At 58.7% G+C, this 15,440-nt stretch carries 11 protein-coding genes; all 11 read right to left on the reverse strand.

All coding sequences use genetic code 11. The annotated features are described in order from the left end of the window. Positions 1-20: 20 nt before the first annotated feature. The 11 genes from ACT7B3_RS10820 to ACT7B3_RS10870 all read right to left on the reverse strand — a co-directional run bounded on the left by ACT7B3_RS10820 (position 21) and on the right by ACT7B3_RS10870 (position 15,031). The gene (locus tag ACT7B3_RS10820) at positions 21-1,208 is read right to left on the reverse strand and encodes a glycosyltransferase (protein WP_445157951.1); all 1,188 of its coding nucleotides are present in this window, start codon (positions 1,206-1,208) and stop codon (positions 21-23) included. Between the two features lie 170 nt (positions 1,209-1,378). Continuing rightward, complete coding sequence (locus ACT7B3_RS10825; RefSeq protein WP_445157952.1) at positions 1,379-2,254, reverse strand: hypothetical protein; 876 nt, start codon at positions 2,252-2,254, stop codon at positions 1,379-1,381. A 35-nt stretch (positions 2,255-2,289) separates the two neighbouring features. Then, entirely contained in the window at positions 2,290-4,278 is a 1,989-nt protein-coding gene (locus tag ACT7B3_RS10830; protein ID WP_445157953.1) for a glycosyltransferase family 2 protein, read from the reverse strand. Then, the gene (locus ACT7B3_RS10835; RefSeq protein WP_444677366.1) at positions 4,271-5,476 is read right to left on the reverse strand and encodes a glycosyltransferase family 61 protein; all 1,206 of its coding nucleotides are present in this window, start codon (positions 5,474-5,476) and stop codon (positions 4,271-4,273) included. Before ACT7B3_RS10835 ends, ACT7B3_RS10830 begins: the two co-directional genes overlap by 8 nt. A gap of 66 nt (positions 5,477-5,542) precedes the next feature. Continuing rightward, positions 5,543-5,689 carry a hypothetical protein gene (locus ACT7B3_RS10840; RefSeq protein WP_445157954.1) on the reverse strand — a complete coding sequence of 49 codons (147 nt, stop codon included), beginning with the start codon at positions 5,687-5,689 and terminating at the stop codon, positions 5,543-5,545. Positions 5,690-5,814: 125 nt separating this feature from the next. Beyond that, positions 5,815-7,620 (reverse strand): ABC transporter ATP-binding protein, encoded by a 1,806-nt coding sequence (locus tag ACT7B3_RS10845; protein WP_444677365.1) that lies wholly within the window; start codon positions 7,618-7,620, stop codon positions 5,815-5,817. A 183-nt stretch (positions 7,621-7,803) separates the two neighbouring features. After that, complete coding sequence (locus ACT7B3_RS10850) at positions 7,804-8,826, reverse strand: NAD-dependent epimerase (protein WP_444677364.1); 1,023 nt, start codon at positions 8,824-8,826, stop codon at positions 7,804-7,806. Positions 8,827-8,867: 41 nt separating this feature from the next. Beyond that, on the reverse strand, positions 8,868-11,066 hold the full coding sequence (locus ACT7B3_RS10855) for a polysaccharide biosynthesis tyrosine autokinase (RefSeq protein WP_445157955.1): 2,199 nt from the start codon (positions 11,064-11,066) through the stop codon (positions 8,868-8,870). Positions 11,067-11,145: 79 nt separating this feature from the next. Continuing rightward, positions 11,146-11,583, reverse strand: a complete 438-nt coding sequence (locus ACT7B3_RS10860; RefSeq protein ID WP_445157956.1) for a low molecular weight protein-tyrosine-phosphatase — start codon at positions 11,581-11,583, stop codon at positions 11,146-11,148. Positions 11,584-11,585: 2 nt separating this feature from the next. Continuing rightward, positions 11,586-12,701 (reverse strand): polysaccharide export protein, encoded by a 1,116-nt coding sequence (locus ACT7B3_RS10865; protein WP_445157957.1) that lies wholly within the window; start codon positions 12,699-12,701, stop codon positions 11,586-11,588. Positions 12,702-12,865: 164 nt separating this feature from the next. After that, on the reverse strand, positions 12,866-15,031 hold the full coding sequence (locus tag ACT7B3_RS10870) for a polysaccharide biosynthesis protein (protein WP_445157958.1): 2,166 nt from the start codon (positions 15,029-15,031) through the stop codon (positions 12,866-12,868). Positions 15,032-15,440: the final 409 nt, after the last annotated feature.

Raw genomic sequence — 15,440 nt, forward strand, 5'->3', positions numbered from 1 at the left:
ATAAAATCAGCGTCGACCGTTCAGTCGCTGTTCAGCATTTTTCCGAGTCTATTGTCTTGATCTGAAAGCATCTGTTCGTACAGCAATACGAGGCGATCGTTGAGATTGTCGAGATGAAACTCCTTTTCGACTTTTTTTCTACCTTCTCGCCCAAAGGCGACACGCTTATCCGGATTTTTCAGGAGTTCTATAAGCTTGTTCGCGAGGCTCTGGCTGTCTTGTTCCGGCACCAAATAGCCTGACACGCCATCTTCTACCAATTCGGGAATCCCGCTGTGGAAGGTCGAAAGCACCGGCATCCCGCTCGCCATGGCTTCCATTAGGGCAACGGGTATTCCCTCTTGGTCCCCGTTGCTGGCTGTCACGCTGGGCAGCAAAAAGATATCGGCATTCTTCAACAGGCTCTGCACCTCGTCGTGGGGGAGAGCGCCATGGAGATTGATACGACTCTCCAAACCCAAGGCCTTCACCTGGTTACCTACTTCTTGCCATAGTGGGCCGTCGCCAATCAACTCATAGGTGAAACTCAAGTCTGGGCTCTGTTTGGCAACCTCCGCCACGGCCTGTACGGCATATTCCAGACCTTTCTTTTCCATGAAGCGAGCGGTGGTAATGAGCCGGAGAGGAGCTTCATGCGAAGCATTGCGCTCACGGTAGGGAAATGCCCGTACATCAATGCCCATATGGTGAACAAACGTGCGTTGAGCAGGTGCTCCCAACTGGAGAAGGCGCTTATGCCAGCGCTTGCTGACTGGAAGAATGGCATCCGCCTCATCAAACACTGCCTTGTAGGGGTGCTTGGTTCCGGTCGCGACCATGGAAAGATCATAGCCATGGAAGGTCACTACCAGATTTTTCACCAATCCTAATTTTTTCAAGTAGGCTCCCAGTATGCCATTGGGACCAAAATGACAGTGCAGGATGTCGATCGGAGCAATATTTGAAGCCAGAGAATAGAGATACGGCAGGTTCAGATTCAAGGCTTTCTGACCGAACCGGAATGCATTGAAGCTTTTGATATATCCCGCCCGGTTAGCTTTGTGCAGTTGAAGATCAAAGAGACCCTGCAACCGCGCAAGGTAGGGTTTCGGGATCTCGGGATGCCAGACCCGCTCTCTCAATGACTCCTCATACACGCCCAGGCTCAGCCAGGCGGCCTCCTCGCCTTTATGGCCGAGAACCTGGACATCAAGGTCGCGGTCCAGCATTCCTGTTACATGGTGCATGACAAAGGTTTGCGATCGCACGGGGAACTCACTTGCCATCACACATACACGCATCCCTTTCCTTTTGTTATCCATAAGCTTCCTTGCGATAAAACAGTTTAGACGATAACTTACGCATCACCTCTTAAGTTATTAATAAAATTCCTTATAAGTCAACTGCTTATAAATTTATCAAACCATGACCCACTGTCAAAATCGAACAGATAATCCATGTAAGCCGTAGCCTCTTTAGCTGACCACATGCCGGCTCTAACTTGCGGCCAATGTTCCGCATCTCTTGAATCCACCACAAACTGGGGAACAATATACTGTGCAGGAAATTCTTTGTATCCCAGTGCTGCCAAGGCTGCGATGCGATGCCTACCCCCGCCGGCCACCAAAAATCGATACTCGTTCCTGTGACGTAGCAGAACTACTCCGATATCTCCACAGTCACGATCGTACCCTCTCTTACGAAGCACTTCATAGATATCAATTAGCCTTTGAAATTCAAACTCGCCCAGGTCATCATTAACCGGGCCAAAAAATTTCAATCCATTTTTTTTCCAGTCCAGTTCTGGATGCCCGTGCTCGAGATTATCTTCACTTGTCCATTGATCGATACGAGCCTTAAGTTCGTCCAGCGTAACCGGCTTCCACGGGGACAGGAAAAGTGCGTAAGGAGGCAGCTCTGCCATTTTTTTAGGAGGCGGGTCCATTCCTATCAATGCTTCGCCTGCATTGTTAGGCTGCCATTTTTTGTAAAATTTTTCCAGAATACTATCTTTATAAACTAACTTATTGTTAGTTTCGTATTCTGCCAATACCGCTACGAAAGGATGCCATCCAACAGGCGAAAATCCCAACCCGCTTTCATCAATGCAATATTCCATGCGGCATCGAAATGCGACGCTTTTTCCTGCTTGCCGCAGGACAAGTGCTTCCAAAGGCCCTTCAACAATATCCGGCGGTAAATATTTTTTCTTATCCGTTTTCTTACTTTTCACTTTTTTTGATAACTTCTTTAGCGCCCTTTCTAAAAAATACATAAAAAAACCACCACGAGCAGTCAAAAACGTTTAGATCAATTTTTTGAGAACAGTCTACGATAACTAGAAAGCTTTTCTCGCGGCACAAAAGCTTTACCTAAGGCAGCCACGGTTAGCCGAGACTGAGGCGCCATAATGAATGCTTTTAGAGCCAGGCGCCTTGCCCCTGCGGCATCGTGCCACTCCGACGACACATGCCGTCGGGCACTCTGCGCGAGGAACAGGTGGGCAACACCATGAGCCTGCATCTCGCGCTTATGCTTCTCGTAGAAGAGTTCCCTGGCTCTCAAGTTGGCTTCGATGTTGCGCGACCGGCGCGCCGAGGCCTCCTGCGTCGTGCTGATATCGCGCAGATCATGGTATCTGACCAAGGGCCGGCCAATGCAGTCCACCTTGTAGTAGCGGCTAATGCGTAGCCAGTAGTCATAGTCCTCGATGGCCGGCAGGGTTTCATCGAAAAAACCCACTCGCGTAATCACGTTGCGCCGGACCATGGCACTTGACCCGCCATGAAGCAGGTTCTTCACCAGCAGCTCACGGTAGAGATCGCCGCGCGCCGCCGCCACCTGTTCGGTCACTTCACCGTTGTCCGTCACCGTCTCGACACCGGTGTAGACCAGGCCCAGCTCCTTTGGAGCTTTTTCAAAAAGCTGGATCTGAGCTTCGAGCTTTTCCGGGAACCACTCATCGTCATCGTCAAGGAAGGCGACCAGCGGGGCTCTTGCCTCTCGCAGACCGCGGTTGCGCGCTGCCGCCACCCCCTGGTTATAAGGCTGGCGAACATAGCGAATGCGTTCGTCGCCAAACTGGCGGATCACTGCAGCCGGATCGTCGCGTGAGCAGTCATCGATGACCAGGACTTCAAAATCCTGACAGGTCTGGTTCACCACACTTGCCAAGCTGCGGCTCAGCAGGTGCGCTCGGTTATAGACAGGAATCACCACACTGACAGCCGGCCGTACGATAGCCGCTACCGGTATCAGCGCCTCGGTTTCTCCCGCGGTCGTTATATCGGGACGTACGCCTTCTGCGTGGCCAAGTCCAGATACGACGACCTCGGGCGCCTGCTGCCCTGCCGCCTCGCGGCCATCTGCCTGAGTGGACTTATGCCGCGCGAGGGAGCGCTGCAGCCGTATCACGCCCCTACGGAGCGCTGAAGGCGTATAGAGGCGCTGCCGCTCCGTGGCCTCCTGCTGGAGCCCGGCATAGGTGCCCCGGGCATCGGCGGCGATCAGCGCAAATGCGCTGGCAAGCGCAGAGTAGTAATGCTCGATGCGACCTTGCTCTTCAAGAATGCGTGCGATCTTGTCGAGGATGCCGATACGGGCCACCAGCCCCTCGTAGGTCATGCGCTTACCGCTTAGCGAAACCTGCCCGGTGGGCAGGCGGCGATAGTAGGCGACGCCGGCAGCTGTCTCGACGAGCGGGATGCCGCACGCCAGCGCACGCATCATCAGATCGCCGTCCTGATTGACCACCGCCTCTTCGTCCCACCCCCCTATGTGGTCAAACGCCTGCTTCGACCACAGGAGGGCACAGGGAGGGTAATACCAGCCGGTCAGCCAGCCGGCCAGGGCATCCTGGTCTGCCCGCCGCTTCGGCCCCGTGGCGGGGCGACTGACCCACGCCTCTCCTTCCTGCTCCAGGCGCTTCCACGGACATGCCGCCACTGCCGCAGGAGACGTAGCCAAGGCCTCGGCCAGCGCCTCAAGGGCATTGGGCCCAAGCACGTCATCGGCATCCAGGAACATGTAGGCGTCGCCTTCGGCCAGCAGGGCACCGAGGTTGCGCGTGCGCGGCGCGTTGCCCGAATGCTCGGCGTAGACCTTAACTCTGCCCTGAGACGTCGCCGCAACACGCCGTGCCTCCGCAAGGCTGTCGTCGGAAGAGCCATCGTCTATCACGATGATTTCCTTCGGCAGGCGAGTCTGCTCCAGCACAGAGCCGATCGTCTGAGCAATGTAGGCTTCGGCATTGTGGCAAGGGATGATGATCGAGATTTCCATATCCGCAGAATCACGCATCGTCGCGAAGCTCATTAGGCCGCAAGGACAGGCGCGGCAGGATCTGGCTTACAGCATCCGTATCGACCTTGAGGTCCTTTTCAAGGGGATGCACATCACCCACGGAGTCGGCCTGGATCAGCCAGTAATTGTGCCCCATGGCCGCTGCAAGGGCGTAGAAATTGGGATTGGGAAAGCCAAGGTCGGCGATCTCGACAATATGCGTGCCCTTCTGGCAGAACATCATGTTGGTCAATCCGGCACCATGCGGTGCCACCAGCACCGCCGTACTCTTCATCAGCTCGACCTGTTCCTCGAAGCTGAGTTCTTCCATGAAGACGCGTTCGAACCCCTCGGCTTCCAGCAGCGGCCAGAGCTGATCCTCATTGATCAGCCGGCGTCGCTCTGCCTTTGCCCGGCTGATGAAAATCTTGCGCTGCGCCGGGGCGGCGTCATCGACACCGTACGCATCGGGTACTTGACGTATCAGCTCGGGCCGGAAGCGGTCGGTTCCCACCACGGTGAGCTGCTCGACCTTGAGCGGGCGCGAGAGATCGAAGGTCTTGAAGCCCTCTGGATCCAAGCCAAGCAGCCGCAACGAACCATCCATTGCCGGCGTACGTTCCATGGGAAGCAGGACGTTGTCCAACATATTGCGCTCGCGCAACAACAGCAGCTTCGGCAAATGGGCGGTCAGCCAATGGGAGTGGTTGTCGTAGACCCGCTCGGTGACCCAGATCGCCTGCTGCATTCGCACCGGCTCAGGCGACTTGCGAAGCACCGCAGCGTGACCGCTGCGAAACTTAATCTCGCGCATTTTCAGGGCGCGCTGGTCGCCATTGAGAATGGCCGGCCATAGGCTGTTCTGCTTGTCCGGACGTTTGTACCAGGTGACAAGGCAGTCGGGGAGAGTGGCGATGAACGTTTCTTGGTTGCGTCGCTGCGGTATGTCGCGAAAGGAGTGTCCCCACCATCCTCTATCGGCCGGCAGGACGTCGTCATTCTTGATGTTGCAAGGCAGGGCGTGACGCGAAACGCTTTCGGGGTGCACGGTTTCATATCGTCCGCCGCCGACCTGGTTGCCATGGCGTGCAAAATAGTCCTGCACGGTTTCATGCACGACACGCTGGTAGCCAAACCAGCGGGGTGGCAGCCCTCTGGCGACGCCGGCTTGAACCATGTCACCAAGTGCGGCCTTGATTGTGGACGCTTGCAGCATGCTCGTCTCCTCTCTGTTCCTTGATAGGCGACAGCGATTGACTATCCCCGACGTTCCCTTTCGAGCTCACCTGTTCTTTACACGACACAACATGCCGTAAACCTGAAGCACATAACCATAGCCAACTACGTTTGGCTTTTCAAAACCACTGAGCTCAGCACTTTTCTGCAGCCCCACACCCACTCCCAGCGAAACACGCATGAGTTTTGCCATTCCCCGTCCTAAATGCTGCGGCCCGCTTGGAGCCAAACCCTGCGCTAGCCCTTAGAAAGCAAGCTGGGCGTTACGGGAGGGATGGCTGGAATTCAGGCCGGCCCTGCTCTCTCACCTGTTCAGGGTCAGGCGTGTTCAGCCATGCGCCTGAAGGTAATGTTGCGTGCTGCCAGCTCATCGTAGGTGCCCTTGTCCACGACGGAGCCATTGGCCATGAGGTAGATACAGTCGCACTGCTTCACGGTGGCCAGCCGGTGCGCAATCATGATGATGGTTTTCTTACCGGAGAAGTCGTGGATGGCATCCATTACCAGTTTCTCGGTAATTCCATCGAGCGCACTGGTCGCTTCGTCCAGCACCAGAACCTCGGCATCGTTGTAGAGGGCACGGGCAATCCCGATTCGCTGGCGCTGGCCACCGGAGAGCTGTACCCCTCGCTCTCCCACTCGGGTGTTCAAGCCATCGGGCAGTTCGGCGACCAGCTCGTCCAGGTGAGCCATGGTGACCGCCTGCTTGACCTTGTCGTCGTCGATGCTCGCCAGCGGGAGACCGAAGGCAACGTTTTCTCGAATGCTGCTGTCGGCCAGAAAGATGGATTGCGGCACGAAGCCCAGCGTATTCTGCCAAGCCCGGCGGTTGTCATCGGTGATAGGTTGCCCATCAACAAGCAGCCGTCCGGTCGAGGGTTCGATCAAACCCAGCAGCAGGTCGATCGCCGTCGACTTGCCGGAACCTGATGCACCGACCAGCCCGATCACCTGATTGGCCGGAATCGTCACGTCGAGGTGGTTCAACGCCGATTCCGCCTTGCCAGGATAGCGGAAGCTCACGTCTTCCAGTCGAATCGCCTCTTTGGGCGTTATGCTAGGTTCGGCCAACGCAGCCCCCGGGGCAGCGCCTGCCTTTACTTCACGGCTGGCGTAGAGGTCATCCCGAATGGCTTCGAAGGCGGCGAGGTTGCCGCGGATAGTGGAAATACTGGTATAGATCTGCTGGAACGCGGGGAGCATCTTGAAACCCGCCAGGGCGTATACCGACAGAATAGGCAGAATGGTGCCAAGGTTCCCCTGGTGCGTCACCAGCAGGTACAGCACAAGGAAAATAATGGCTCCGAACGCCACCAGCTCCATGGCATAGCGCGGCACCTGGCTAAGCGCCTGGGTGGTCCCCTGCGCTCTGGCTGCTCGATGACTTGCCTTTTCAAAACGCTCGGTAAAGCTTGCCTGCCTGCCCAGCAGCAGGGCGTCCTTGACGCCCCCGAAGCCTTCCGACATCAGCTGGAACCGCTGGCGTTGCATGGCGGAAATGGTCTTGCCGTTGGCCACCAGCTTGTGCCGAACCGTGCGGTAGAGCAGGAGGTAGGCGGCCAGGAACACCACGATGCCAGCCAGGGCCACCGCAGGGTTATAGATGAAAATGGAGACCGCCATCAGCGTGGCCATCACCAGCTTGGCATTCATTTGCATGAACGGCTTGATGATACTGCCCGTAACCCGGTTGCATTCGCCGGTGATCTGCTTGGTCAGCTGACTGCTGCTGCCACTCGCATGAAATAGCCACGGCTGGTAAAGATAGAAGGTATATAGCCGGCTGCTCAGCTCCGCGCCTACCCTGGCGCCGTACATGGAGAGGCGCCACACCGTATACATGGAGATCATGGCGCCCAGGGAGAGCATGACCAGCACCCCGATGCCCATCCAGAATAAAAACTGCTCATGGCTTTCCGCACCAGAACGCTGGTAGAGCTGGGCCAGAATGCCGGTGCCTTCCAGCTGCTGCATGTCACCGACAACCGCCATGAACGGACCGATGGAAAGTACGCCCGCTATTTCGGCGAAAGCCATCAACACCGTCAGGATCTGCAATCGGAGGAGTTTCTTACGCTGCTCCAGGGTTAGGAGCCGGTAGAGTTCTTTCAGATTGTGAAGCATAGTGGTTTCGACTTTTTGGGCTTTCCATGACTGAGAACGGAGCATGCTCTGGCGGCTTGCCGCCTTTCCTCGATGGCCGAGGCTCGGCTCATGCTCCGATACTGTTGCTGTGCGTCCCTTCTGACGGAGGAAGGTGGCCGGCAACCCCGGCCACCCCCACCCTATCCAGCCCTCAGCAGTACATCATGCCTTGAAGTATTCGCGATACCAGGCGACGAAGTTGGCCACACCCTCTTTGACCGGTGTGGCCGGCTTGTAGCCCACCGCCTTTTCCAGCGCCTGAGAGTTCGAGAACGTGTTCGGCACGTCGCCCGGCTGCAGCGGCAGCAGCTCCTGAATGGCCTGCTTGTCGAGCGCTTCCTCGATGGCTTCAATGTAGCCGCCGAGCTCGATCGGATTGTCGTTGCCGATGTTGAACAGCCGGAATGGCGCATTGCTGGTGGCCGGGTTGGGCACATCGCTCGACCAGTCCGGGTCCGCCGTCGCCACCTGGTCGCTGGCGCGGATCACCCCTTCCACGATGTCGTCGACATAGGTGAAGTCGCGCGTGTGCTTGCCATGGTTGAAGACCTGGATCGGCTCGCCTTTCAAGATGTTCTGGGTGAACTTGAACAGCGCCATGTCAGGCCGGCCCCAAGGCCCATACACCGTGAAGAAGCGTAAGCCCGTGGTCGGCAACCCGAACAGATGGCTGTAGCTGTGCGCCATCATTTCATTGGCCTTCTTGGTGGCAGCATAAAACTGCAGCGGATGGTTGGCTCCCTCATGCTCCACGAAGGGCATGTGGGTATTGGCACCGTACACGCTGCTGGTGCTGGCATAGGTCAGGTGCGGAGTCTCGGCGTACCGGCAGGCCTCGAGAATGTTCGTGAAGGCAATGATATTGCTCTCCACGTAGCTGTGCGGATTTTCCAGTGAATAGCGCACCCCCGCCTGGGCCGCGAGGTGAATCACGCGGTCGAAACGATGCTGGGCAAACACCCGGTTAACCGCTTCCTGGTCGGCCAGGTTGGCGCGTTCAAAGACGTATTCGCTGCCGCTCTCCTGCGCCGTGCGCTCGAGGATCGCCAGGCGCGCTTCCTTGATGGCCGGGTCGTAGTAGTCGTTGACGCTGTCGAACCCCACCACGCTGTCGCCACGCTCCAGCAGGCGCTTGGCGGTGTGGAAGCCGATAAACCCGGCATTGCCTGTAACCAATATCTTCATGAGATCGTCTTCTTCATCCAACGCGAGGCAAAACGTATCGCCTAGCGATAATTGTAGAAATAGTAGCCGTAGTGACCTGCTGCCGTGGAAGCCCGCTTCTCCATGGCATTGAGGATGGCGCCTTGCACCACCAGGCCGTTGCTTTCGAGGCGCCGTTTGGCCGCCATGATTTCACGTACCGGGTTGGTTTCGAAGCGTGCCACCAGCAGGGTGGTATCGCACTGCTTGCCCACCACGCTGGCATCGGTAACGGCAAGCACCGGCGGCGTATCTACGATGATCAGGTCAAACATCCGGCTGAGCTCTTCCATGGCCTCGGTGAAGCGCGGCTGCATCAGCAGCTCCGAGGGGTTGGGCGGCGCCGTCCCGCGCGTGATCACCCAGTAGTTTTCCATCCCCGTGGGCTGGATGATTTCATCCAGGTCGGCCTGATGGGAGAGGTAGTCAGCCAAGCCGTTTTCGCTACCCTTGCCAAAGGCATGATGGATATGGCCGCGACGAAGGTCAGCATCCACCAGCAGCACGCGCTTGCCGGCCTGGGCCGATACGGCACCAAGGTTGATGCTGACAAAGCTCTTACCAACCCCGGGACTTGGTCCGGTGATCATCAGGCGGTTGTTGCGTCCTTCCAGCATGGCGAAGTGCAGGCTAGTGCGCAGGCCACGCAGCGCTTCCAAGGCGAGATCCGAGGGCTCACGGTCGGCCAGCACCCCCACGACGATATCCTGCGAGGCCCGCTTCTTCTTGCGCTTCACCTTGCGTGCCAGCTTGTTCTGGCCGGTCGACAGCGGAATGGTGGCATAGACCGGCAGGCCGGCGGCCTCGATCTGCTCCGGCGAGTCGACGCCACGCCGCAGCAGCTCGCGCAACAGCACACCGCCAACGGCCAGGATAGCGCCAAGCAGAGTCGCAAGCAGCGTGGTTCGGGCACGATTGGGGGCCACCAGCCCACTGATGGCGGCGCGGTCGATGATCCTCACGTTGCCGATGGTGCCGGCACGGGCAACCTGCAGCTCCTGGATCTTGTTGAGCACGTTGACGTAGATGGCCTGGGTCACCTCGACATCGCGCGTGCGGCGAACCACTTCCTGCTGTGCCGCCGGCAGCTCGTTGACCCGCGCATTCAGCTCGGCGCGATCCTCCTCGATCTGGCGCTTCTGGCGCAGCAGCGCCTGGTAGGAGGGGTGGCTCGGAGTGAACCGCTGGGCCAGCTCCGCCTCCTGGAACTCCAACTCATTCAAGCGGCTTTCGAGCTCGATGTAACGCTGGATGGCCGCCTGGGCTTCGCTGGAGAGGTCCACGCTATCGAGGTTGGCGCGGTACTCGTTGAGCCGCTGCTCGGCGCCTACCAGCTGCTCGCGCAGCTCTGGCGCCTGGTCCTCCAGGAACTGCAGGCTCTGCTCGGCCTGGGCCGACTGGCGCTCCACGTTCTGGGTGAGGAAGGTCTCTGCTACCGCATCCAGCGTGCGTAGGATCTCTTCGCGATCCGCCCCGACCATGGTCATGCGCAGCATGCCGGTTGGCGTACCGCGCCCCCCCGATTCGATCACCTGCAGGCGGCCGCCGATCGAGCGAATCGCCGAGGTGCGTGACTGCTTCATCAACTGAAAGCGGCTGCCGATCGCGGCGTCGAAACTGTCGATGCTCAGCTCGAGGTCACCGTCGAGAAACGCTTCGACCCGACCGATTTCACCGCTTCCTACCGGCTCCTCATTGACGAAGACGCGGTAGCGGTTGTCGATGCTGCGCTCCACCAGAATGCTCTGTCCTCGGCGCGAATCCGCAAGCTCGAAACGGCCGACGTCGAGACTTTCATCACCCCAGACATGGGGGTAACCCACCATGAAGCCGGGGCGGGGAATGCCGCGCCGGAGCACGAAATCACCGATCACCGGGATCTCCACCGGGCGAATGATGACGTCGCGACCCAGGCGGTCCACCACCTGGCCAAGCACCAGCCGCGACTGCAGAATCTGCACCTCGGCCGGCGTGTTGAGGGCCTCGACCCCGAGGACGTTGCCGACGTCGCCGAACGGGCTGACGCTGGAGCGACGCTCGATCTGCACCAGGGCGTCGGCCTGATAGATGGGCGTTGCCAGCATGCCATGCACGATACCCATCAGCATGAAGAGGCCAGTGACGAAAATAATCAGCCACTTGTGATCAAAAAGAACGCCAAAGAGGCGACCTAGATTGATCGTCTCTTCAGCCTGAGGTTGAGTGGTCGGTTTATTGGACATAGGGCTCTACTTCATCAAGGAATTAGACCGCGCAAGTCGCGGCAGGTCGTGCCACCCGTGGGTTCCACTGAGATGTCATTTACATTCTCGACGCCCACGTTTCCGACGCCTGAGCGAGAAGACGGTGTACATGCTCGAAAACCTCCGTGCTCTTGCGATAGGGGTCGGGGATGTCTCGCCCCTCTCCCCCTTCGAGCCATTGGCCGAGGCGCAGCGTCTTGCCGAGCATTTCAGGCCATTGCTTGCCGATCTCGCGGCGCTGGCCATCGCTCATGACCAGGATGAGGTCCGCCTGGCTGAGCAGGTCGGTATCGAGCTGTCGCGCCTTGTGTGCGCCCACCTCGATTCCGTCCGCCTCGGCCAGTGCACGGGCACGGGGTTCCACGTCGCTGCCGACCAGCGCACCCAGGCCGGCGGAGCTGATGTCCCGCCCGGGCAAGCGCTGGCGCAGCATTGCCGCAGCCACCGGGCTGCGACAGATGTTGCCCGTACATACCACCAGGATGTGTTGAAACATACTTAGAGCAGGTCCTCGAGGTTCCGCGACGTGCCCCTGACATCACCCGGCAGCGAGAGTGACGGCAGCAGCAGGCTGATCACGCGGTTCCAGCGGGCCAGCGGAGCGGTGGTCACATAGACGATGTCCTGCGGCTCAAGCTGGAAACGGCTGGCGACGGTGAAGGCGGTCGCATCGGAGACATCCAACTGGTAAACGGTGGCCAGCTTGTCGCTTTCTTCAGGCTGACGGCGCAGCACGAAGATACCCGACGGGCTCGCCGTGGCTTCGTTGATGCCGCCGGCACGGGACAGTGCATCGGTGAGCGAGAGCCGGTCGCGGCCCATCTGCAGGTTGCCAGGCGAGCGCACCTGACCCAGCATGGCGATCCCTTTGTTGGCCGCAGTGGGCACATGCAGCACGTCGCCATCCTGCAACAGGCGGTTCTGGGTCTGGTCACCCTCGCTGAGCAGCGCATAGAGCGAAAGCCGCTCTTCCCGACCGTCACGAATCAGCGTCATGTCATGCCAGAAGGCATCGCCCGAAGGGCCGCCCACCTGGCTGATAGCATCCATGATGGTCATCGGCACGCTGTTGATGGGCAAGGTGCCCGGCGAGCCAACCGCGCCGGTGATGTAGACCTTCTTGGAGTTGAACGCGGCAATCAGCACATCCACTTGGGGGTTGGTCAGGAATTGTGACAGCCCCCCCGCCAGCTGGGCGCGAATCTCGTCGATGGTCTTCCCGGCAACATTGATGCGGCCCAGGAACGGGTAGAAGATCGTGCCGTCCGGACGAACCAGATGGCCAGCTTCGGCCGCGCTTCGTTCCGCCCCGGCAGGTATGGTCAGCTCCGGGTGCTCATAGACGATGATACTCAGGATGTCGCCAGGCCCGACGCGGTACTCGTAACGCTCGATCTGTTCGCGCAAGGCGGTCGGCATGGCGCTGACCCGGGGCGGCGCCTGCTCTTGCCGTGCGATCAGATCAGGCGTGATGGCTTCGATATCAACCAGGTGCGTAATTGAAGGCGTCTCGGTGTCATAATCCATGTGACCACCGGGTGCGAGCGCACAGCCACCCAGCAGTACGGTGGTAAATGCAATCGCCAAGAGACGAGAAGAGTTTTTTGTGTGCATGTGATAATGCCCCTGAACGATGGTTGTCGTTTCGGTCGCCCTTTTCGTGCCCAGTTTCCCAACCTCGTCTGAGCACGCTACCGCCCCGAGGTTTACGGCACATCCCCGAGGCCAGTATGACTGCTTGAATTGGCGTTCTGTGTGGTACTGCCAAGGCTCAGGCGTTACTGGCCTTTCGTTGAATAAATGACCAAATTTTCGTGCAAGGCGTGATGCTCTTCCGGCGCCTCTGCATCGACAGGCTGGTCGCGCCAGGTGAGTCTTGTCGGCGCTTTCGCAAGGCTGCACGCTCCCTTTTCTACACTCCTGGCCACCCCCGTCTCCGCGCCCTTTTCCACCACGCTGAGCGGAACTTCGCCGGCAGGTGCGTAGGCCCTGGCCTGCTGCAGCCATTGGTGATCAACAATGTCGGAATCGGGCTGGTACGCCGTCGGCGCCTCAATTAGGATCTCTCGGATCCCAGGCGCGTCCTGTCGCTGGCAGGCCTTCTCCAGCGCGGTCAGGAAAGGCAAGAGCTCGTCCCAGCTCAGCGAGGCTTCGTTGGCGGTCATGATTCGCGGGTGGCGCGTCTGGCCCACCTTTTCCGTTACCAGCAGCTCTTCGTAGAGCTTCTCGCCCGGCCGCAGGCCGGTGAAAATGATAGGAATATCGCCCTTGCTAGCCTTTTGGGAGCCCGTGGCACCCGGAACAGGCACCTTTTCATCGCCTTCGGCCCACTGCGATTGGGGAAAATGCGGCTCCAGCCCGGTCAGACGCACCATGCGAGTCGCCAGCTCGACGATCTTGACCGGTTTACCCATGTCGAGCACGAATACATCCCCGCCGTTGGCCATGGCGCCAGCCTGGATGACAAGCTGCGCTGCCTCGGGAATCGTCATGAAATAGCGCGTAATATCGGGGTGGGTAACCGTCAGCGGGCCACCGTTTTCAATCTGCTTGCGGAACAGCGGCACCACGGAACCCGAAGAGCCCAACACATTGCCGAACCGCACCATGGCAAAGCGCGTGCCCTTCTGGCACTGAGCCAAGGCCTGGCAGACCAGCTCGGCCATCCGCTTGCTGGCCCCCATGACATTGGTCGGGCGTACCGCCTTGTCGGTGGACACCAGCACAACATCAGCAACGCCCGTCGCAATGGCCGCCTGGGCCACGGCCAACGTGCCGAAGACGTTGTTGCGAATGCCTTCCGCCAGATTGTGCTCCACCATGGGCACGTGCTTGTAAGCCGCAGCGTGATAGATGGTATCGACCTGGAAGGTGCGCAGAATCGTTTCCAGGCGCTCGCGGTTCTGTACCGAGACGAGCAGTGTCCTGAAGGCAACATTGAGCGAATCAAGCTTGGCGATACGCAGCAGATCCTGCTCAATGCGATAAAGCGAAAACTCCGAACTATCCAGCAAGAGAAGCTGTTTGGGTTTCTGTAGGATGATCTGGCGGCACAGCTCGCTGCCGATGGACCCGCCCGCCCCCGTCACCATCACGACCTTGCCCGTCAGGTTGGCCCCCATCAGTGAAGGGTCGGGCGGAATGGGGTCACGCCCCAGCAGATCCTCGACGGCGACATCACGAAGCTCATTGAACTTGGCCTTGCCCGAAACCACATCCGCCATGTCGGGAATGGTTTGCACTGGAATCGAGAGCAGCTCGATGGATTCGATGATTTCCTGACGCCGGGCGCGCGTCGCGTCCGGCACCGCCAGCAACAGCTTCTCGATCCCGTAGGACTTGATCAAGCGGGCCGTATCTGATGGCGAATAAACCTTGAGGCCCTGAACATGGGTTCCAAGCAGCTTGGGAGCAAAGTCGACGAAGCCAACGGGCTCATAGTCACGTCCATGGCGCAGCGACATCACCAGCTGGCGTCCGGCGGCACCCGCTCCGTAGACCAGCACGCGGGTCTTGCGCCTTTGCTGGCCATGCTGATACAGCAGGCGCAGCCCCAGCCTGACCCCCCCGATCGTCATCAAGGCCAGCATGGCATAGATGAAAGGCACGGAGCGCGGCACTGGCAAGGAAAGCAGCGAGCTGACAAGGCCCAGGGTAAGGGCAGAAGCCGCTACCCCCGCGAGAATGGCTTGGAAGGCTTTCAGGCCGAGATAACGAATGATGGCTCGGTAGAACCCCAGCCGAATGAAGAGATAGAGGCTAACCGGCACCATGATCGGCAGCGCCAGCCATACCGACGGATCACCGATAAACGCTAGACTGTCCAACCGCAACAGCATGGCGGTAAGAAAACTCAGGACAATCAAGAAGGTATCGGCAATGATCTGGATTACGCGCTTACGCGAGCGCGGCAGATCAAATAGTGTCTTAAGCAGTGGCGTCATCACAGCTCCCTTGTCTGACTCACCAAACAGTTCCAAGCATTTCCAGACTGGTTAACCAGTGGCAAATCATGGACTACCTGCAAGCTGCCCTAGCAACTGTCCGAAAAGCATCTGACAGCGGCTCTGCCATCATCAGAGTGACATTCGCACTGATGCGTCACAGGCCTCACTTTTCGACGATTCCCTTGCCGTCCCTGACAGTACGCTACTCGTTATACAGACTAACGGCATACAGATACACAAGGTTACAACACATCCCCCTTTTTGCAACCTCGTTTTCTTCACTGCGTAGAAACACTATTTTTTGAGGAGGTGGCCATTGTCCCGCATTCCACCGCGGCGTCAACCGCTGTCATTGATAGGTCGCAATCAATAGCCTAGCCGGCACCATTCTGCAGACAGATCCACG

Source organism: Halomonas sp. E14 (genome assembly GCF_052568415.1).

Bases quoted from the DNA above. Each gene is read 5' to 3' on its own strand.
- ACT7B3_RS10850 (WP_444677364.1), bottom strand. From the start codon at position 8,826: ATGAAGATATTGGTTACAGGCAATGCCGGGTTTATCGGCTTCCACACC.
- ACT7B3_RS10855 (WP_445157955.1), bottom strand. From the start codon at position 11,066: ATGTCCAATAAACCGACCACTCAACCTCAGGCTGAAGAGACGATCAAT.
- ACT7B3_RS10845 (WP_444677365.1), bottom strand. From the start codon at position 7,620: ATGCTTCACAATCTGAAAGAACTCTACCGGCTCCTAACCCTGGAGCAG.
- ACT7B3_RS10865 (WP_445157957.1), bottom strand. From the start codon at position 12,701: ATGCACACAAAAAACTCTTCTCGTCTCTTGGCGATTGCATTTACCACC.
- ACT7B3_RS10870 (WP_445157958.1), bottom strand. From the start codon at position 15,031: ATGACGCCACTGCTTAAGACACTATTTGATCTGCCGCGCTCGCGTAAG.
- ACT7B3_RS10825 (WP_445157952.1), bottom strand. From the start codon at position 2,254: ATGTATTTTTTAGAAAGGGCGCTAAAGAAGTTATCAAAAAAAGTGAAA.
- ACT7B3_RS10820 (WP_445157951.1), bottom strand. From the start codon at position 1,208: ATGCTGGACCGCGACCTTGATGTCCAGGTTCTCGGCCATAAAGGCGAG.
- ACT7B3_RS10840 (WP_445157954.1), bottom strand. From the start codon at position 5,689: ATGGCAAAACTCATGCGTGTTTCGCTGGGAGTGGGTGTGGGGCTGCAG.
- ACT7B3_RS10860 (WP_445157956.1), bottom strand. From the start codon at position 11,583: ATGTTTCAACACATCCTGGTGGTATGTACGGGCAACATCTGTCGCAGC.
- ACT7B3_RS10830 (WP_445157953.1), bottom strand. From the start codon at position 4,278: ATGCGTGATTCTGCGGATATGGAAATCTCGATCATCATCCCTTGCCAC.
- ACT7B3_RS10835 (WP_444677366.1), bottom strand. From the start codon at position 5,476: ATGCTGCAAGCGTCCACAATCAAGGCCGCACTTGGTGACATGGTTCAA.